The sequence below is a fragment of the Gymnodinialimonas sp. 202GB13-11 genome (assembly GCF_040932485.1).
Taxonomy (GTDB): Bacteria; Pseudomonadota; Alphaproteobacteria; order Rhodobacterales; family Rhodobacteraceae; genus Gymnodinialimonas; species Gymnodinialimonas hymeniacidonis.
This window is the reverse complement of the sequence record NZ_JBFRBH010000001.1, coordinates 3679958-3699571: the sequence shown is the minus strand read 5'-3', so window position 1 is coordinate 3699571 and position 19614 is coordinate 3679958. Positions and strand designations below refer to the sequence as shown.

The 19614-nt window shown below is 61.7% G+C and carries 19 protein-coding genes; 14 read left to right on the top strand and 5 right to left on the bottom strand.

The annotated features are described in order from the left end of the window. Positions 1-2: 2 nt before the first annotated feature. Positions 3-635, bottom strand: a complete 633-nt coding sequence (locus tag V8J81_RS18895) for an SCO family protein (protein ID WP_368477298.1) — start codon at positions 633-635, stop codon at positions 3-5. 96 nt (positions 636-731) lie between these two features. On the opposite strand from V8J81_RS18895, the gene regB reads away from it, so the two are divergent. The 10 genes from regB (at position 732) to V8J81_RS18845 (ending at position 13850) form a co-directional block, all read left to right on the top strand. Continuing rightward, positions 732-2150 carry a sensor histidine kinase RegB gene (regB, locus tag V8J81_RS18890; protein ID WP_368477297.1) on the top strand — a complete coding sequence of 473 codons (1419 nt, stop codon included), beginning with the start codon at positions 732-734 and terminating at the stop codon, positions 2148-2150. Positions 2151-2258: 108 nt separating this feature from the next. Beyond that, positions 2259-3911 carry a PAS-domain containing protein gene (locus V8J81_RS18885; RefSeq protein WP_368477296.1) on the top strand — a complete coding sequence of 551 codons (1653 nt, stop codon included), beginning with the start codon at positions 2259-2261 and terminating at the stop codon, positions 3909-3911. Positions 3912-3992: 81 nt separating this feature from the next. Then, a complete protein-coding gene (gene tsaE, locus V8J81_RS18880) occupies positions 3993-4523 on the top strand; it encodes a tRNA (adenosine(37)-N6)-threonylcarbamoyltransferase complex ATPase subunit type 1 TsaE (RefSeq protein ID WP_368477295.1) in 531 nt (176 codons plus the stop codon). Continuing rightward, positions 4520-5419 carry an aminoglycoside phosphotransferase family protein gene (locus V8J81_RS18875; protein ID WP_368477294.1) on the top strand — a complete coding sequence of 300 codons (900 nt, stop codon included), beginning with the start codon at positions 4520-4522 and terminating at the stop codon, positions 5417-5419. The genes tsaE and V8J81_RS18875 overlap by 4 nt, the downstream gene beginning before the upstream one ends. Next, the gene (locus V8J81_RS18870; protein ID WP_368477293.1) at positions 5416-6111 is read left to right on the top strand and encodes a nucleotidyltransferase family protein; all 696 of its coding nucleotides are present in this window, start codon (positions 5416-5418) and stop codon (positions 6109-6111) included. The genes V8J81_RS18875 and V8J81_RS18870 overlap by 4 nt, the downstream gene beginning before the upstream one ends. After that, positions 6104-9064 (top strand): double-strand break repair protein AddB, encoded by a 2961-nt coding sequence (addB, locus tag V8J81_RS18865; protein ID WP_368477292.1) that lies wholly within the window; start codon positions 6104-6106, stop codon positions 9062-9064. The genes V8J81_RS18870 and addB overlap by 8 nt, the downstream gene beginning before the upstream one ends. Then, on the top strand, positions 9057-12416 hold the full coding sequence (addA, locus tag V8J81_RS18860) for a double-strand break repair helicase AddA (RefSeq protein ID WP_368477291.1): 3360 nt from the start codon (positions 9057-9059) through the stop codon (positions 12414-12416). Before addB ends, addA begins: the two co-directional genes overlap by 8 nt. 60 nt (positions 12417-12476) lie before the next feature. After that, entirely contained in the window at positions 12477-12797 is a 321-nt protein-coding gene (gene trxA / locus V8J81_RS18855) for a thioredoxin (RefSeq protein WP_339986555.1), read from the top strand. 142 nt (positions 12798-12939) lie between these two features. Further along, a complete protein-coding gene (locus V8J81_RS18850) occupies positions 12940-13500 on the top strand; it encodes an ActR/PrrA/RegA family redox response regulator transcription factor (protein WP_368477290.1) in 561 nt (186 codons plus the stop codon). Further along, the gene (locus V8J81_RS18845) at positions 13497-13850 is read left to right on the top strand and encodes a hypothetical protein (protein ID WP_368477289.1); all 354 of its coding nucleotides are present in this window, start codon (positions 13497-13499) and stop codon (positions 13848-13850) included. Before V8J81_RS18850 ends, V8J81_RS18845 begins: the two co-directional genes overlap by 4 nt. Here the strand turns inward: V8J81_RS18845 and V8J81_RS18840 are convergent. Then, entirely contained in the window at positions 13847-14257 is a 411-nt protein-coding gene (locus tag V8J81_RS18840; RefSeq protein WP_368477288.1) for a hypothetical protein, read from the bottom strand. The genes V8J81_RS18845 and V8J81_RS18840 overlap by 4 nt on opposite strands. A 24-nt stretch (positions 14258-14281) precedes the next feature. After that, positions 14282-15184: a LysR family transcriptional regulator gene (locus tag V8J81_RS18835; RefSeq protein WP_368477287.1), complete on the bottom strand. Its 903-nt coding sequence runs from the start codon at positions 15182-15184 to the stop codon at positions 14282-14284. Positions 15185-15278: 94 nt separating this feature from the next. On the opposite strand from V8J81_RS18835, the gene V8J81_RS18830 reads away from it, so the two are divergent. Next, on the top strand, positions 15279-15440 hold the full coding sequence (locus V8J81_RS18830; protein ID WP_368477286.1) for a hypothetical protein: 162 nt from the start codon (positions 15279-15281) through the stop codon (positions 15438-15440). A gap of 63 nt (positions 15441-15503) precedes the next feature. On the opposite strand, the gene V8J81_RS18825 is transcribed toward V8J81_RS18830, so the two are convergent. Then, on the bottom strand, positions 15504-15992 hold the full coding sequence (locus tag V8J81_RS18825) for a GNAT family N-acetyltransferase (RefSeq protein ID WP_368477285.1): 489 nt from the start codon (positions 15990-15992) through the stop codon (positions 15504-15506). After that, the gene (locus V8J81_RS18820; protein ID WP_368477284.1) at positions 15989-16585 is read right to left on the bottom strand and encodes an HD domain-containing protein; all 597 of its coding nucleotides are present in this window, start codon (positions 16583-16585) and stop codon (positions 15989-15991) included. The genes V8J81_RS18825 and V8J81_RS18820 overlap by 4 nt, the downstream gene beginning before the upstream one ends. A gap of 184 nt (positions 16586-16769) precedes the next feature. Between V8J81_RS18820 and V8J81_RS18815 the strand changes: the two genes are divergently transcribed. The 3 genes from V8J81_RS18815 to V8J81_RS18805 all read left to right on the top strand — a co-directional run bounded on the left by V8J81_RS18815 (position 16770) and on the right by V8J81_RS18805 (position 19253). Further along, complete coding sequence (locus tag V8J81_RS18815) at positions 16770-16892, top strand: hypothetical protein (RefSeq protein ID WP_368477283.1); 123 nt, start codon at positions 16770-16772, stop codon at positions 16890-16892. A gap of 165 nt (positions 16893-17057) precedes the next feature. Next, positions 17058-18440 carry an adenosylhomocysteinase gene (gene ahcY / locus V8J81_RS18810; RefSeq protein ID WP_368477282.1) on the top strand — a complete coding sequence of 461 codons (1383 nt, stop codon included), beginning with the start codon at positions 17058-17060 and terminating at the stop codon, positions 18438-18440. Between the two features lie 225 nt (positions 18441-18665). Beyond that, positions 18666-19253, top strand: a complete 588-nt coding sequence (locus tag V8J81_RS18805; protein WP_368477281.1) for a hypothetical protein — start codon at positions 18666-18668, stop codon at positions 19251-19253. The last annotated feature ends 361 nt before the right edge of the window (positions 19254-19614 follow it).

Below are 19614 nucleotides of genomic sequence, written 5' to 3'. Positions count from 1 at the left end.
GATCAGCTTGCGGCATTCGCAAAGCAGGCCGTGCGCGCTGCCATATCGGCAGGTGATGTTTCGCGTGGGAAGAACTCCACAAACCCAATCTCGGGCAACATCAAATAGGTGAACGCCGTGTGATCCACGAGGTAATATGGGTCGGTCCCATCATCGTGGTTCTGGTAATAGACGCGGTAGGCATCTGCTGCGGCATCCGTCTGTTCCGGCGTTCCGGTCAGCCCCAACATCCGCTCGTGAATATTGTCCGTGAAGGCCGCGACTACTTCGGGCGTGTCACGGTTCGGATCCACCGTCACAAAGGTCGGCAGCACGCTGATCCCCTGCCCTTCCAGAATATCGACGGCCTCAGCGTTGCGCACCGTGTCGAGCGGGCAGACATCGGGGCAGAAGGTATAGCCGAAATACATCAGCGTAGGCTCCGTGATGACATCGGCATCCGTCACCGTCTCTCCGGTTTCGCTGACCAGCGTGAACGGCCCGCCGATTGCGCCGGCCCCGCCGGCCACCACGCCCTGACGGCATTGGGCGAACTGATCATCACCATCGGCCCGCGCCATGTAGATCGCGGTGCCCGTCCCGACCAACAGCGTGCCGATCAATGCGACTGAGGCCAGTGCATATGTCCGTGTCATCTGCTTCGCTCCCGTGTCATGTGTGTCGCTTCGTTGAATACCTAAGCACGCCGCCCTATCAATTCACGAACCCGTTGATGTGACAGGATGACCCGCATGGCCGTGACCGAGCCTCTGAACGATCCGGCCCTGAAGCTGGTCCAGCAGGAAAGCCGCGTGGATTGGGTCCGCCTGCGCACGCTTCTGGTGCTGCGTTGGCTGGCGATCCTTGGGCAGACCATCGCCGTTGTGATTGCCGCTTTCTATCTGGGGCTGCGGGTGGAGCTGGGACTTTGCTTCATGGCCATTGGTGCGTCGGTCGTGTCGAACCTGATTGCCATGACGATTTTCCCAGAAAACCAGCGCCTCAGCGACCGGGACGCAATGCTGACCTTGCTGTTCGATCTGTCACAACTGGCTTTCCTGCTGTTCCTGACGGGCGGCCTCAACAATCCCTTCGCCTTGCTGATCCTCGCCCCCGTCACGATTTCGGCCACGGCCCTCACGCTGCGATCCACCTTTATCCTTGGTGTACTGGCGATCTTCCTGATCTCCTGCCTGGGCCTTTGGTATTTGCCGCTGACAACCGTTGCGGGGGAGGTGTTGCAATTGCCAAGCCTGTTCATCCTCGGCTTCTGGTCTTCAATCGTCATCGGCATCCTCTTCCTGTCCGCCTATGCCCGCCGCGTCGCGCTGGAAACCCACCGGATGAGCCAAGCCTTGCTCGCCACCCAAATGGCCTTGGCGCGAGAGCAGAAACTGACCGATCTCGGCGGGGTTGTTGCCGCAGCAGCGCATGAGTTGGGGACCCCGCTGGCCACCATTAAGCTCGTCTCATCCGAGCTTTTGGATGAATTGGATGGCCAGCCGGAACTGGCCGAGGATGCCGCGTTGATCCGCGATCAGGCCGATCGCTGTCGCGACATCCTGCACTCCATGGGGCGGGCGGGCAAAGACGATCTGCATCTGCGCCGCGCGCCCTTCGGGGCTGTGATTAAAGAGGCTGCCGATCCCCATTCCGACCGGGGCATCGAACTGCACTACGACTTTCACTCTGTCGATGCGGACGACACGGGTGATCCGGCGCAGCAGCCACATATCTGGCGCAAGCCCGAGGTCATCCACGGTGTCCGCAATCTGGTGCAAAACGCCGTCGATTTTGCCCAGGATCAGGTCTGGATCGTGGGCGAATGGGATGACACGTCGCTTCGGCTTCGCATCACTGATGATGGCAAGGGCTTTCCATCGGACCTTCTGGGGCGATTGGGCGACCCGTTCCTGCGCCGTCGCAGCCCCGGCCCGCGTGACGCACGCCCGGGCTATGAGGGGATGGGCCTTGGGCTATTCATCGCAAAAACACTGCTCGAAAGATCCGGCGCGAAGGTCCGTTTCCTGAATGCGGGCGATCCGTTCCTCACCGATGATGACGCGACCGGGCTGACCGGTGCCATGGTTGAGGTGACTTGGCCGGACGGCGCGTTTGACGCTGATCGACCAGTCGAGGCACTCGGCGAGAACGAGCAGATCATCAACTGAGGCGGTTGGATTGTTTCCAATTCCGGCACAATGAACTTGCCGTCGACGCTCCAGCGTTAACCACCCATTAACCGTTTCTGCCCATGGTCGGGATTGGGGTAGAAAACGGTGCCGATCTTGGACAATGCGGCGACACTCATCTTTCTGGCAATCGTGCTTTGCACAGCCGCTGTGGCCGTTGCGCTTACGACACGCCTTTTGAGGCGTCGCGATGCAAAGGCTTTCGCGACGGGCCATGGGGGCCTCTCCACCGGTTTATTCCACACTTACAAATTTCGCGAAGGCTATCTGCTGTCCGATATTTCGCCGGATGATCCCTTTCTGGATGCCGACGCAGATCGTTCGAACACCTTCCGACAACTCCTAAGCATGCTGACACCGCTCAATCCGGAGATGACGGATCGGATCAAAGCCCTGCAGGAACGGGGTGAACCTTTCTTGCTTGATGCGCGCATGGGCTCCGACTTGGTGTCCATTGGTGGGCGTGAGGAAAGCGGTGAACTGGTTCTGACCGTTGGCCCCGGGGGGGAAACAGCCGGGCGTCAAGTTGTGGAAACAGCGACACTCGAAACGCTACAATCCGAACTCGCTGATCTGCGGGCGACGCTCGACAGCAATTCAGCCCTGATCTGGCGCGAAGATGAGCGTCGCCGCGTGATCTGGGGCAATGCTGCTTACGTGACCATGGTCGAGCGGATGCGTGATGGCGAAACCCCGGGATGGCCGCTGCCGCAATTGTTCGCCGATCAACTGGAACCTGCTCCGTCAGACGGTACTTTGCGCAGGTGTCAGCTGAACCTTCCCGATAGGGAAGACCCCGCATGGTTCGAAGTCAGCCGTGAGGCGCTTTCGGGTGGCACAGCCCTGTTTACTGCACAGCGGATTGACCGCCTGATTGCCGCTGAGACCTCACTCAGGACCTTTCTGCAAACCTCCACCAAGACCTTCGCCGCCCTTCCCATCGGTTTGGCAGTATTCGACAGGCGGCGCGAATTGGTCACTTTCAACCCCGCCCTCCTGAACCTTTCGGAGATTCCGTTCGATTTCCTGTCGACCCGACCCGATCTCAGCAGCTTTCTGGATGCCCTTCGCGAACGCCAGCGCATTCCTGAGCCGCGCGATTACAAAGCCTGGCGCAATGAGATTACCCGTCTCGAAGAAGGCGCCGAAAACGGCACCTATCAGGAGCTATGGGAACTGCCCGACGGCAAATCCTTCCGGGTGTTGGGCCGTCCCCATCCTGACGGGGCCATTGCCTTCATGTTCGAAGACATCAGCGCCGAGGTTTCGCTGACCCGGCAGTTTCGTGCTGATTTGGCAATGTTCCAAGCCGTTTTGGATACACTGCCCGTTGGCCTTGCCGTGTTCAAAGCCGATGGCTCCATGCTCAGCTGCAACAGTGGCTATGCGCGCCTTTGGGGGCAGGATCCCACGGCGCTTGACCATATGCCAAGCCTCGGCGAATGCACCGCGCTTTGGGCGGCCAATTGTGAACCCTCCGGTGTTTGGGCTGACATCCGATCCTTTGTTGCTCACGAAGTTGAACGCGGGCCATGGCTGGACGAGGTCTGTTCCCGCGCCGGTGTTCGCCTTTCGGTGCGGATGGTTCCTGCCAAGGGGCGCGCCACGGTCGTGCAATTCGTGCCAATGGACGAAAGCCTGAGCGATCCGTTGGCGGAGCTTGCGGAGAATGAACCCACACCTCTGCTGGACGCGGCGCGCGCTGTTTCTGAGGGCAGTGACGCTGCAAAAACGGCCTGAGCGTTCGGCTGAACGAAGCATTTCGCATCCTGCCTTTTCCGATTCATGTTCCGCCCAAAGTGCTCTAACCTCCGGCGAACCATGACCTCTGCCGACCCAGTCTCCCTGCCCAGTGACGATGCGCCGATCCTGCCAGATTGGCCCGTTGCCGCACAGCTTGATTTGGGAGATGAAGACGTATCAAACGCATTGGCGCAGCGTATTTCTGACGTTTTAGAAACAGAAGATACCCTGCTTCTGTCAGGCGCGCTCGGGGCCGGCAAAACCCACATCGCCCGCGCGCTGATCCGACGCTGGATGGGCAAAGCAGACGAGCCCGTTCCCAGCCCAACCTTCACCCTTGTGCAGACCTATGCGACCAAACGCGGCGACATCTGGCACGCAGACCTCTATCGTCTGTCCGACCCGCAGGAGCTTGATGAATTGGGGCTGGATGAGGCGTTTGGCACCGACCTATGCCTGATCGAGTGGCCCGACCGTCTCGCACCCGATTGGCCGGATGCATGCCTACTCCATCTGGAACGCCAGCCAGATGATACTCGCCGCGCGGTCCTGCTGGCCCCAGAAGGCAAAGCGATGGCTGCCCGTCTGATCGAGGCATTCGCGGCATGATCGACGCTTTCCTTGAACGGCATGGCTGGGGCGACGCAGCCCGCGCTCCGCTTGCAGGCGATGCCTCTACCCGTCGGTACACGCGCCTGCAGGAAGGCGATCGAAAGGCGATCCTGATGGAGGATCCCGATCTGGCAAACCTCGCACGGTTCCAAAAGATCGGCGCGCATCTGCGTGACCTCGGCCTCTCAGCGGCGCAAAGCCTCGCAGCCGATTACGAACATGCTCTGCTTCTGCTGGAAGATCTCGGCGATCAAACCCTTTCCCGTCTGCTGGCCGAGGATATCGGCATTGCGGAAACAGCCTATCACGCAACCGCTGACATGCTTCCGCTGCTTGCCAACCCTCCGCCAAACGGGCTCGACGCGCCGGACGCGGACGGCATGGCCGCGATGACGGGCCTGACCTTCGATTTGCTGCCGGACAGTGACGCGCTTCGGCAAAAGATCATGCCCGCCCTCGCCGACGCACTGGCCCGCCACGCCGCTGGCCCGCCCGTCCTGTCCCTGCGCGATGTGCACGCGGACAACCTGATTTGGCTGCCGGAACGTGACGGTTCCGCCCGGATCGGCCTGTTGGATTATCAGGACGCGATGTTGTTGCCGGACGGGTATGATCTGGCCTCCCTCCTCGATGATCCGCGCCGCGATTTGCCTGAGACGTGGAAGGCAGCGCTCGTGACCGACCGCCCGAGGTTCGCCACACTGTCCCTGCAACGCAATCTGCGCATCCTTGGCATCTTCCACCGTCTCGCCACGCAGTACGGCAAACCGCACTACCGAACTTTCCTGCCCCGCACGGCCACGCTGATGGAACGCGCCGCGCAAGATTTGCCAGCATTGCGCGTACCGGTGGCGGAGCTGCTGGAGCGGACAGCCCATTGGGCCGCGCCATGACCGCTCCCTGCCTCATCCTCGCCGCCGGGTTCGGAACGCGTATGGGCGCGCTGACGGCCAATCGCCCCAAACCGCTGATCGAGGTTGGTGGCCAAAGCCTGTTGGACCATGCCTTGGGATTTGCCCGCGAGGCTGCTTGCCCCAAGATCGCAGTGAATGCGCACTACCGGGCCGACCAGATTGAGGGTCACCTGACGGGGGCCGAAGACGTTCACGTTCTAATCGAAGCGCCCAACATTCTGGATTCTGGCGGGGCGGTAAAGAACGCGGCAAACACGCTGGGTCTCGATGCGATGCTGACGCTGAACGCCGACAATGTCTGGCGCGGACCAAACCCACTGACTGCCCTCAGCACAGCCTTTGACCCGGGGCGTATGGGCGCTTTTCTGCTCCTGTCGCCGCGCGAAAAGGTCGTGGGCCGCAAGGAGGGCGGGGATTTCAACATGGACGCCGATGGACGCCTGACCTTGGATAAAGCAAACGGCGACTACGTGTATCTGGGCGCGCAAATGCTTGACCCTAGGCCCTGCGCAACCGACCCGCGCGACGTCTTCTCGCTGAGGGACGTATGGGCGCGGCTAGAGGATCAGGGGCGGCTCTTTGGCCTAGTGTACGAGGGGCAATGGGCCGATGTCGGCCACCCAGAAGGCATAGCTCTGGCAGAAGCCATGCTGGAGGCACCCCATGTTTGACCCCAGCGACACGCCCCGCATTTACGCGACACCATTAGGCGTCGATTTCTGCGCCAGCTTAATGGACGGCGTGGATGCGCGTCTGGCGGGCCAGGGGCCAGAGGCACTCGCCCGCGTCGAGATTTTCGTCGCAAACGCCCGTATGCAGAGGCGGCTTCAAGCGCTCTATATGCAGCGTGGGCCGGGGCTGCTGCCGCGCATCCGGCCGATCCTGTCCTTGTCCGAAACGGCTGACCTGGACGCGCTTCCCCCGGTCAAATCGCCCCTTGAGGTGCGGCTAGAGCTTGCGCAGTTGATCGCCCAGTTGATCGACGCAAACCCCGACCTCGCCCCCCGCGCGGCGCTGTATGATCTGGCCGACAGCCTTGCTGATTTCATGGGCGAGATGGTGGAAGAAGGTGCCAGCCCCGCCGACCTGATGGCTCTCGATATGGGTGGGCATTCTGAGCATTGGGACCGCGCGCGGGAGTTCCTCGGCATCGCCTCGGCCCTGATGGCGCAAGATGACCGTCTGATCCCCGAAGCGCGGCAGGCCATGGTGGTGGACCGACTGATCGCCCAGTGGCGGCAAGACCCGCCGGACCATCCGATGATTGTTGCGGGCTCTACCGGCTCACGCCGTGCAACGTTCCGGCTGATGCAGGCGGTGGCAGCGCTGCCGCAAGGCGCTGTAATCCTGCCGGGGCTTGATACTGATCTGCCGCGCGCGGTGTGGCGACGACTGCTGGAGGATCGCAAGCGGGAACTGGCGGGCGAAGATCATCCCCAATACCGCCTTGCCCGCGTGCTGGATGAGGCCGGGATTGACCCGGCGGCCGTCACGCTTTGGGGCGAGAGTGCGCCTGCCCAGCCCGCGCGGAATGCAGTTGTCTCGCTAGCGCTACGACCCGCGCCCGTGACCAACCAATGGCGCACGGAGGGCCCAAAACTTCCCGACATTACTGGCGCGATGGCAGGCGTCACATTACTGGAGGCCCCCTCCCCCCAGGCCGAGGCAACGGCGATTGCCTTGCGGTTGCGCGACGCGATTGAACACGGGCAGCGCGCCGCCCTTGTCACGCCCGATAGACGGCTGGCGCGGAAGGTCACGGCTCAGCTTGATCGGTGGCGGGTAAAGCCCGACGATTCCGCGGGCGACGTGCTGGCCCAAACCGCACCCGGTCGCTTACTGCGCCAAGTCGCCGAGGCACGGACAGAACCGATGACAGCGGAAACGCTCGTCGCCTTGCTCAAACATCCCCTGTGTCATACCGGTGCGGAGCGCGGCGATCATACCCGCCGTGTCAACGATTTCGAGTTGCAGAAGCTACGCAAAGGCCTCGCCTTTCCGACCCCCGAAGCCGTGCTGTCTTGGGCGCATGAGCGGCAGGATGACGAAGGTGCCGTCGCCTGGGCCGAATGGCTTGCCCCCTTTCTCTCCGTAAACGAACGGCAAGGCCCGCGCCCCATCGCGCAGCATCTTGAGGCGCATATGGCACTTGCACATAGCCTTGCCGCTGGCCCGGGAACGGATGAAAGCGGTGAGCTTTACGAAAAGGAAGCGGGCCGGGAAGCCGCGCGATTGATGGCCGACCTCACCGCCGATGCACCCTATGGCGGGGCAATGTCGGCACGTGACTATGCGGATTTCTTCACCTCGCTCGCCCATGACCGCGAGGTTCGTTTCGCGCTGCGCCCCCATGCAGATGTGCTGATCTGGGGAACGCAGGAAGCCCGCGTTCAGGGGGCTGACATCACGATCCTCGCCGGGTTGAACGAGGGTACATGGCCCGGCGCGGCGGAAGCGGATCCGTGGTTAAACCGGCCGCTGCGGGCGGAGGCCGGGCTGCGCCTGCCCGACCGGGTGATCGGGCTGAGCGCGCATGATTTCCAGCAGGGCATCGCCGGTGGCGAGGTTTGGCTGAGCCGCTCCAAACGCGATGATGAGACGGACACGGTTCCCGCCCGCTGGGTCAACCGGCTGGTGAACCTTCTCGGCGGGGCCAGCGCCGAGTCTGCTCAGGCTTTGGCAGACATGCGCGCCCGTGGCGAAGAATGGCTTGCCAAAACCGCCGCCCTCACGCGCCCTGAGGCGTCGGAGCCGCCGGCCCCACGCCCCGCGCCCGCGCCGCAGACAGGTCCGCGCCTGACGCAGCTTTCGGTGACAGACATCGAACGCCTGATCCGCGACCCCTACGCGATCTACGCCCGCCGTATCCTAAACCTGCGCCCGATTGATCCCCTGCGCGCCAGCCCGGATGCGCGGCTGCGGGGCAATGTCGTGCATGCCATCCTTGAGGATTTCGTACGCGAAACGTCCGAGGCTTTGACACAGGATGCGCCTGCGCAGTTCTCCAACATAGCAGAGCGAATTCTTCTACAAGACGCGCCTTGGCCCGCCACTCGCCAATTCTGGCGCGCGCGGCTGCATCGCATCCTGCCGTGGTATCTGGAGCAGGAGGCGAAACTAAGGGATCTGGCCGAGCCCTGGATGCTGGAGCAATCCAAGCACTGGGATATTCCGGACCTGTCACTGCGTCTGACCGGCAAGGGCGACCGGATTGACCGGCTGCCTGACGGGCGTGTCGCGATCTACGATTACAAGACCGGCAACTTGCCGACCGACAAACAGGAAATTGCCTACAACAAGCAGCTTCTGATCGAGGGGCTGATGGCCCGTGGCGGGGCCTTTGCCGAACGTCCGCTAGAGGTCGCAATGCTGGCCTATATCGGGTTGGGCACAAAGCCGGAAATCCGCGAGCAGCCCGTCGATGATGAGACCTTCGCGCAGGTCATGGATGGGCTGAAAACGCTCATAACCCATTACCGTTTGAAGCAAGTTGGCTTCCCCTCACGACGGTCCGTGAAGGACACGCGGTTTGAGGGGGATTACGACCATCTCGCCCGGCTTGGCGAATGGGACGAGACGCAAGAGGCCAAGGTGATCCCGGTCGGAGGGGCGCGCGATGGATGATGCCACCCTTGCCCAGACCCGCGCAGCGCAACCCGATATGTCGACCTGGCTGGGGGCCAATGCAGGGTCCGGCAAGACTCGCGTTCTGACAGACCGCGTGGCGCGGCTATTGCTGGCGGGCGTGCGGCCCGAACGTATCCTGTGCCTGACCTACACCAAAGCCGCCGCGATGGAGATGCAGAACCGTCTGTTTGAGCGTCTCGGCGAGTGGGCGATGAAAGACGATGCAGTGCTGCGCCAGACCTTGGCCGATATCGGTGTGGATGCGCTGACGGACGACCACCTCGACACTGCGCGCACGCTGTTTGCCCGCGCGATTGAGGCGCCGGGTGGACTGAAAATTCAGACCATCCACTCCTTTTGTTCGTCTGTGCTGCGTCGCTTCCCGCTGGAGGCTCAGGTCAGCCCGGCCTTCATCGAGATCGACGAACGGGTGCAGACGCGGCTTCTATCCAACCTGCTTGATCAGATGGCCGAAGACGATCACGGGCGCGCCGCCCTAGGCCTGATTGCGGAACATCTGTCCGACGATGAAGGCGCTATCACATTGGCTCGCGCCGTGGCGGGTAAGGCAGAGACGATGACGCCGACCGCGTGTTGGGAGGATATCTGCGATTGGGTGGGCATTGATCCCGGCCTGACGGAAACGAAGATCATCTCGTCCGTTTTGCAGGGTGATGAGGAAGACATCGCGCAAGTCATTTGCACGCATCTCGATCCAAACACGAAGACCCATGTCGCCCTTTCTGACAAGTTGAAGGCCATCCCTTGGGGCAGGCCAACACTTGAAACCATCGCAACCCTTGAGGCGATCTTCGTCTACCAATCCGGCGCGAAAATGGGTGAGCCGCGCATTGATGCCATCGCCAATGCAAAGGTGCGCAGTGCGATTGGTGACACGATGGAGGAAGTGAACGCGCTGGCAGAGCGGCTGGCGGAGGCCCGCACGTTGCGCACCGGCTATCTCACTGCAATCCGCACGAACGCGCTGCATCGTTTCGCCGATGTCTTCCTCCCCACCTATGCCTCCGCCAAACAGGCGCGTGGGTGGCTCGACTTCGACGACCTGATCGACAAGACCCGCGCGCTTCTTTCGGACCCGCGTGTGGCGCAATGGGTTTTGTTCCGGCTGGACGGTGGGATTGACCATATTCTTGTAGATGAAGCGCAAGACACGTCGCCGCGCCAATGGGACATTGTCAAACGTCTGGCAGAGGATTTCGCGGCAGGCGAAGGCGCGCGCACGGATGTGGAGCGCACGATCTTCGTCGTGGGCGACAAGAAGCAGTCGATCTATTCGTTCCAGGGCGCGGACCCGGATGAATTCGATCGGATGCGGGATTACTTCGAGGCGCGCCTGAGCGCGATTGAAGCTCCGTTTCAAGACGCTGCGTTGATCCACTCTTTCCGCTCGGCTCCGCCGATCCTTGCGCTCGTTGACCGTGTCGCCACCCGACTTGGCGCGCCGGGATTGGGGCAACAGGTTCAGCATGAAGCGTTCTTCTCGGACAAACCGGGCCGGGTCGATCTTTGGCCGCACATCGCGCCGGCAGAGAAGGTCGAGAAGCCCAACTGGGACGATCCGCAGGATTTGGTGAGCGAGGATCACCATTCCTCCAAACTCGCGGAAAATGTCGCGCTCCGCATCAAGGACATGATCGAGAATCCGGTGGAATACGCGCCGGGCAAGCCTGTGACGGCGGGCGATATCCTGATCCTCGTGCGCCGCCGTTCACCGCTGTTTCACAAGATTATTGCTGAGTTGAAAGCGCGTGACCTGCCCGTCGCTGGTGTGGACCGATCGCAATTGACCTCACCATTGGCCGTGAAGGATTTGCTGGCCCTGTGCCGGTTCCTCGCCACGCCCGAGGATGATCTTTCGCTGGCTTGCGTATTGCGCTCGCCGCTGATCGGGCTGAGCGAGGCGGAGCTTTACGAGTTGGCCCATGGGCGAGCAGGCTATTTGTGGTCCGCCCTCCGTGACCGGAAAGATGAGTTCCCCGAAGCCCATGCAATCTTGCGGGATCTGTTCAATCAGGCCGATTTTCTTCGCCCTTATGACCTTCTGGAACGTGCCCTTATCCGCCATGATGGCCGCCGCCGTCTGATCGCACGTTTGGGGCCAGAAGCCGAGGATGCGGTGGACGCAATGCTGGCCCAAGCGCTCAGCTATGAGGCCAGCGAAGTGCCCTCCCTGACGGGCTTTGTGGGTTGGTTGGAATCCGGCGACGTGCAGGTAAAGCGCGACCTCAGCCAAGCCGAGGGGCAGATCCGCGTGATGACTGTTCACGGGGCCAAGGGCCTAGAAGCGCCCGTGGTTATCCTGCCCGATTGTGCCGAATATCGGGGCCAGGGTGGCCGGGTCAGATTGCTTTCACCCGAGGGTGGTCCAGTGGTTTGGTCGCCCAAATCCGGTGAGGAAAGCGACGGTGTGTTGGAGGCCAAGGAAGCCGCCAAAATCCGCGAGGAAGAAGAGGCCAATCGCTTACTCTACGTCGCGCTGACCCGTGCCGAAAGCTGGCTGATCGTGGCGGCGGCGGGCAAGTTGGGCAGCGAAAAGAAGCCTGCCTCCTGCTGGTACAAAATCGTCGAAGACGCCATGCAGATTGGTGGTGCCGCACCGTTGGAGGTGCCAGGGCTGGACGGACATGGCCTGCGCATCCAGACGGGCGATTGGACTTCTGTGCCCCAACCGGACGAGAGCCATGACACGGGCGTTGCCCTGCCAGCTTGGGTGACGGAGCGGGTGAAACAGCCCGCGAAAGACAAAAAAGCGCGGACGCCGTCCGATCTGGGCGGGGCAAAGGCTCTGCCCGGTGCGGGTGATGAAAGCTCAGTTGCGATGCGGCGCGGGTCAATCACGCATCTGCTGCTCGAACATCTGCCGCGCCTGCCTGCGCCCGCTTGGCCAGCCGCAGCGCCGGGAATTGCCGCGCTGCATGCGTCGGACGTGACCGAGGCTGAACTGCACCCTATGCTGGACGAGGCGACGCGCGTTCTGACCGACCCCGGCCTGTCTCACATCTTCGCGCCGGACACATTGGCCGAGGTTGAAATCACCGGCTATTCGGCCACGCTGGACGCCCCAATGCTTGGAATCATCGACAGGCTGGTTGTGGAGCCACACCGCGTTATGGCGGTGGATTTCAAGACAAACGCCACCGTCCCAACCAGCGCCGACGCCGTTCCCGATGGCCTGCTGCGCCAGATGGGAGCCTACGCAGAATTGCTGCAAGCCGTTTATCCGGATCGGGAAATTGCCACCGCGATCCTCTGGTCGCGCACTGGCGTATTGATGGAACTGCCACACGATCTCGTGTCCGCCGCGTTGAAAAGCGCTAGGGGTGCTTGACCCGAGCGACCCCCACCCATAGCTTCCGACTCCGATTCAAATGTGCCTGGAGGGCAAACCATGGCTACCACCGCCGTCACCGACGCCACCTTCGACGCCGAAGTGAAGCAGTCCGACATTCCTGTCGTTGTCGATTTCTGGGCCGAATGGTGTGGCCCCTGCAAGCAGATCGGCCCCGCGCTGGAAGAGCTTTCCACCGAATATGAAGGCCGCGTGAAGATCGTGAAGGTCAACGTGGACGAGAACCCGAACGCGCCGATGCAGCTTGGCGTGCGTGGCATCCCGGCGTTGTTTATGTTCAACGGCGGCGAAGTCGTCTCCAACAAGGTGGGTGCCGCGCCCAAGGCCGCGCTTCAGAAGTGGATCGACGAAGCCGTCTGATCCTACAGCAACTGATCCAGAAAGGGCGCCCATCGCGGCGCCCTTTTTCTGTTTGCGCAAACAGTCTTTTCACCTGCGACCGTTTGACCATTTTCCCGATATTCCTATAACTTAGAGGGAGGGATGAGAGGAGACGACCGCAATGGCCACGACCGACCGCAGCCTCCGGGACATCGGCCCAGATAAATCACTGCTGATCGTTGATGATGACGAACCGTTTCTGCGCCGCCTTGAGCGGGCGATGGAGAAGCGGGGTTTCGAGGTTGAGGCCGCCGGTTCCGTCGCGGCGGGATCGGCCATCGCAACCGCCCGTCCGCCTGCCTATGCCGTGGTTGATTTGCGGCTTGAGGATGGCAACGGCCTCGATGTCGTGGAACGCCTGCGCGAAAAGCGCCCGGATGCGCGGATCGTCGTGCTGACCGGCTATGGCGCGATTGCGACCGCCGTGGCTGCGGTGAAGATGGGCGCGACGGATTACCTGTCAAAGCCCGCCGACGCCAACGACATCACCTTCGCCCTTCTCGCCGAGGAAGAGGAAATGCCCCCGCCGCCAGAGAACCCGATGAGCGCGGATCGCGTGCGGTGGGAGCATATTCAGCGTGTCTATGAGTTGTGCGACCGAAACGTGTCCGAGACGGCGCGGCGGCTGAACATGCATCGCCGGACATTGCAGCGCATCCTCGCAAAACGCTCCCCCCGGTGAGGGTCGCATACGCCTTTCCCCTGCTTCTGGGCGCCTGCATCGGTGGTGCGGCGCCCTCTGTGCCCGATGGCCCCGTCTATCCCGTTGCCTTTGATGCACGCGGGATCGATGTTGTTGGCTCCGGCCAGCGGATCGACTTCGGGCGGGCACAGGCCGGAGTGATTGAAACGATGACACGCCTTCAAGGCAGCGCGCCGACCCTGCTTCCCTGCGACCGCTCCAATGTGACCGCTGCACGGTGGCGAGACGGACCGCTTCTGGTGTTCCGGAACGGGTCTTTTGTGGGCCACGGCTCGCCCGGATCACCGGGCCAGGCCGGGGAAACCTGCGCACCGCTGGCCGTCAATTAATCGCGGCGATTTCGCTCGCGCTTTTCGACAAGCATTCCCTTCAAGGGTTGCGAGACACCGCCGACAAGAAAGCCAAGCAGATTGCGGATCTTGTCGCCAATCGTGGCATCCGTGCGCAGGGGTTCGGGCGGGTCTTCGGGGTCTTCCACAAGGTCGCGTTGATCGTGCGGAATAACGGTGCCCGCCGCAACCGCGTTCAGAAGGGCCGCAGCCTCATCCGCTTTGTCGGCCGGAACGTGGATTTCCATCGGCCCGAAGGCGAGACTTGCGTGGAGCATGGTGTTTGAAAGCTCTGTGCCGGGCGCAATCGCCATGATGTCCGCACCTTCCAATGCGGCGACGGCCATGCGCACCTCCATGAGATCGTAGCTGGAGGCGATCCGCACGAAACCTTTGAATTTGGCCATGTCTGCTCCTGTTGTTCCGCCCAGTCAGCCCGCTTTCGACGCGCGCTTCAAGTCCCGTTTCAACCAGGTCACGAATGTCTGCGCGCGGCGGCTGAGTGGACCGGGCAAGTGCAACAAGTGATAGGCCATATCGCTCATGGTTTCTTCGGCCAAAACCTCCAGCCTTCCCTCTTCGATGTCCTGTTCGACCAAGGCCGCGGGTTGCGCTGAAACGCCCGCGCCCGCGCGACAGGCAGGCAGGATCAGGGCATTGGATTGCAGTTTTGTCATCTTCAGCTTTTCCGGTTCGATGCCGAGGCGGATCAGACGCTTGTTGAACTCCGAATGTGACATGTCGTGAAGCCAGGGCAGCGTCTTCACATGGGCCCAGGCCTCAGGCGAGCAGCATTCAAAAGGCATCTCGAAACGGCCAGGCTGCGCGACGATCACCATGGACGCGCGGGTGAGGACGGTTCCCTCCAAACCCGGCCAAGGCCCTTTGCCGTGGCGAATGGCTAGGTCCACGCCCTCCCGGCGCAGGTCGATCATGGAATGATCGGTTTGCACGGTCAGCGGCACATCCGGATGGTCGGACCAGAAAGCCGCAAGGCGTGGCATCAGCCAGCTTTGCGCGAAGCTGGGTGTCGTGGTCAGGATCACGGGGCGATCCTCCCGCCCCTGCCGCGCGGCGCGGACGCCTGCAGCAATCTCTGCAAAGCCAGTGCCAAGATCGCGGGCCAGTTCGGCACCGGCCTGCGTTGGCACCATTCCACGGCCCGACCGCGTCAGCAGGGGTTGGCCGAACTCGGCCTCCAACGTGCGGACATGGGCCGCGACAGCCGCATGGGTCACGTTCAGCGTGCGCGCCGCCTCGGACAGCGAGCCGAGGCGCGCAGCGGCCTCAAACGCGCGCAGCGCCGAGAGGGAGGGGATGTCACGCCAATCCATATGTTACCTCATCTGATATATTGTCAGGATTGCAGATTCGGCCCAAACGGCGCAAGGGGATATCAAGATGGCATGAACCCGAAAGGAACACGCCATGTTTGGAATTCTCGCAAACTCACTGAAAATCGCAACGCGGCAGGAGCGTAACTGGGATGCGCCTGACCATTGGTCGACCTATGATCATCGCACATCCGCGCAACGCCAGCGGGATGAACAAGACCGCCGGCGGTGGTTGCGCCAGACCGGCATCCTGTGAAGCAGGGTATAAGTAAAGCGTCTCAGGTGTGCAGGCCCAAATCCCTTTCCTGCACGAAACGCTCTAGAGATCGAAGCGCTTGAGGATCTTGTCGACACGTCTCCCGTCGGCCATCTGATAGCCTTCGATCTTGCCATAATCCTCGAACCCGCGGGACTGGTAGTACGTCAGCCCACTTTCATTATCGGCGCGGATATTGGCGTTGATCCATTTATAGCCCTGCGCTTTCGCGGCGGCTTTCGTCGCATCCATCAGCTTTGAACCGATGCCAAGTCCCTGCTGGCCCGGCTTTGCAAAGGTCGCAATCTCGGCGGCCTCGGGCGGCAGATACCCCTCGCCTTTCGTGAACCATTGAAAGCCCACGATCGCCCCTTCTGCCGTTTCAGCGACCAGCCAGGAAGATGTCTCGGGGTCCGTTTTCATACGGTCGATGAAATACTGCGCCTCGATCTCGCCGGTCAGTGCAGTTGTGCCGCCGATCTGGATCACTTCGTTCAGGATCTCCGCCATCTCGCGCGCGTCTAGGTCATGGGCTTTGCGGACAGTTATCATAAGGCCTCCATCAACGCCGCGTGGCGCGCGGTGAATTCGGCACGCACCTCGGACGGGGGGCGCAGGCGCAGGGTCAGGCCGTCGATCACGGCGGGGTCAGGCTTGCCAAAGAACTTGTCAGCTTCGGCCTGCGTGAAACCGGCCAGTTGCGTGGCCTCCAGCCAGGCCGAGACTTTGTCCGCCCGTTTGATCGCGGCCTTCACCGCCTTAGGCAGCGCGGCAGGCAGGCCAAAGCGTAAATGGATCGCTGCGGTGAGCCTGTCGTCCAACGCGCCGTAGCCGGGGCCAACGGCGGCTTTCACCGGGCTGATCATATCACCGATTACATATTCCGGCGCGTCATGCAGCAACGCCGCCAACCTCCATTTCACCGGCGCGCCGGGGGCCAATCGAGCGTGAATGTCGGTCACAAGGATCGAATGCTCGGCCACGGAATAAGCGTAATCGCCATGGGTCTGCCCGTTCCAGCGCGCGACGAAGGCTAGCCCGTGGGCGATATCCTCAATCTCGATATCCACGGGCGTAGGGTCCAAAAGATCAAGGCGGCGGCCGGACAGCATACGCTGCCAGGCGCGGGGTTGTTGTTTGGGCATGGGGCGCTCCGATTGGCGTCACAGCGTTTTATCAAAGTCCGGTTTGGGGGCCAGCCCCCAAGCCCCCGAGGTTTTTCTGGCAAGATGAAAGGGGCTCGGGGCCTTTTCGGAAAGTTCTAGGCAATTTCGCGTGGGTCGGGTTAGCCTTCAAACGCAACCACTGATTGAACGGAGGAATTTGTTTATGAGTAAAACAGGAAAAGGCGACGGCGCAGGCCCCGGCCAGACGCCGACCACGACACCGCCCCCCGGCGCAGGTGGCCCCAAGGGCCCCAACACGCAGGAAGGGCCAGCCAGCGACAAGTAAGTCCGGCTGAATTGCGAGATCGTTGAGGGTCGCCCCCAAGCTGTGGGGCGGCCCTTTTCTGTGCAATTCTCGGCAGTCCAGCACGCCGCATTGCTCAATATTCGCGGCGCTGTTATGGGGGCGTCGAATTCCGATTTTGGACGCGGCCCACAGGAGGCAGGATATATGAGTGATTACGTCGTCAAGGACATCGCACTGGCCGAGTTTGGCCGCAAGGAACTCGACATTGCCGAGACCGAAATGCCGGGCCTGATGGCCCTGCGTGAGGAATACGGCGCGGAGAAGCCTCTGGCCGGCGCGCGGATTGTCGGATCCTTGCATATGACCATTCAGACGGCAGTGTTGATCGAGACGCTGGTGGATCTGGGCGCGGATGTCCGTTGGGCTTCGTGCAACATCTTCTCGACCCAGGACCATGCGGCGGCGGCGATTGCCAAGGCGGGCATCCCGGTTTTTGCGGTGAAGGGCCAGTCGCTGGAAGAGCATTGGGATTACCTGGACCAGTCGTTCATGTTCCCCGACGGGCCGAACCTGATCCTCGACGATGGCGGCGACGCGACACTTTACATTCTTTTGGGCGCGCGCGCCGAGGCGGGCGAAGAGATTATCCCCGTCCCGCAATCCGAAGAAGAAGAGGTCATCAAGGCGCAGATCAAGAAGCGCATGGAAGCCAGCCCCGGTTGGTTCACCAAGATGCGTGACCAGATCAAAGGCGTGTCGGAAGAGACCACGACAGGCGTGCATCGCCTCTATGATCTGCAGAAGAACGGCCAGCTTCCGTTCCCCGCGATCAACGTGAACGACTCTGTCACCAAGTCGAAGTTCGACAACAAGTACGGCTGTAAGGAGTCGCTGGTCGACGGCATCCGCCGCGCCACCGACACGATGATGGCCGGTAAGGTCGCCGTCGTCATGGGTTACGGCGATGTGGGCAAAGGCTCTGCCGCTTCCTTGCGTGGTGCAGGTGCCCGCGTGAAAGTGACGGAAGCCGACCCGATCTGCGCGCTTCAGGCGGCGATGGACGGGTTCGAAGTTGTGCTGCTGGAAGAGAACCTGGACGCCGACATCTTCATCACAACGACTGGCAACAAGGACGTGATCCGCATCGAGCATATGCGCGAGATGAAGGACATGGCGATTGTCGGCAACATCGGTCACTTCGATAACGAGATTCAGGTCGCAGCGCTGAAAAACCACAAATGGACCAACATCAAGGACCAGGTGGACATGATCGAGATGCCGAACGGCAATCGTCTTATCCTGCTGTCCGAAGGCCGTCTTCTGAACCTCGGCAACGCCACCGGCCATCCGTCGTTTGTGATGTCGGCGTCTTTCACCAACCAAGTGCTCGCGCAGATGGAGCTGTGGAACAACACAGCCGCCTACGACAATCAGGTCTACATCCTGCCCAAGAAGCTGGATGAGAAAGTAGCGATGCTGCACCTGAAAAAGATCGGTGTGAAGCTGACCCAGCTGGACAAGGAACAGGCCGACTATATCGGCGTGCCGCAGGACGGGCCGTTCAAGCCAGAGCATTACCGCTACTGACCACTCGCCATCGGCGACTTCTTGCGCGCCGCGCCCCACATCCGGGGCGCGGCGCTTTTTTGTGGAACCCTCGACGTGTTCGCCGCGTTGAACGGTCCGATTAAACTAGTTTAATTCACTGAAAAATATAGCGAATTTCTACTGATACTGGGAACCTATCGGTCGGGCGGCGGGTTTGAAAAGCATCGCCGGCCGCCGGCTGGCACCCACATTTCGGAGAGAACCATGACCCTCAAGCACACCCTTCTTGGAACCGTTGCCCTTGTCGCTCTGTCCGGCGCCGCTTTCGCGCAATCCACTGACACGGATACGGAAACTGACGCTGAAGTCGTTGTTGAAACCCCCGTTGTTGACGCGGAGACGGACACCGACGCTGAAACCGATATGGACACGGATGAAGACGCTGAGGCAGCGGCCGATGCGGACATGGATACGGAGACTGAGACCGAGTCCGATCTTGCAACCGCAGGCCTCATCACAGACCGCGACGTGCGCGACACGTCCATGTTCAGTGGCATGACCGTCGGTGACATCATCGGCATGGACGTGCATTCCATCGCTGGCGAGGACGAAGATGACGTGGGCGAGATCGACTACATCATCGAAACCGCCGACGGCTACGAAGCCGTTATCGGTATCGGTGGCTTCCTTGGTCTGGGCGAATACACGGTGGCCCTTCCGCTTGGCGCATTCTCCATGGGCGGAGACGAGACGCTGCTGCTGGATGGCTTCACCGAAGAAGAGCTGGAAGCCATGCCGGAGACCGATGAAAGCGACCTTGAAGCGCTGCCGGACGATCACGTCATCGGCTAACGCCAATCTTTCGTCAGACCACACGTCGACGGGGGCCCGGATGCAGTGATGCGTCCGGGTTCCGTCGTGTTTGACGGGCGTTGAAGGGAACCTCGGACTGGGGAGCGGCGCAAAGAGGGCCGCGAGACACGAAAGAAGACGCGGCGCCGCGCTGAGCGGCAGTCGCTGACGCGCCGGATTTCACCCGACACGCCCGGAACGTTGCGCATCCGAGCCAGACATCCTGCACCCAATGAGGGGGTGGTCTTGGGACCTCTGACAGAGACTGTCATCTTGAGCATGCAAACCGCGGGTGACGCGGCTTGCAGGGGTTAACCGCCATATGGTGTCCTATGGCAGGGTTGCGAATGGGTTAACGCAA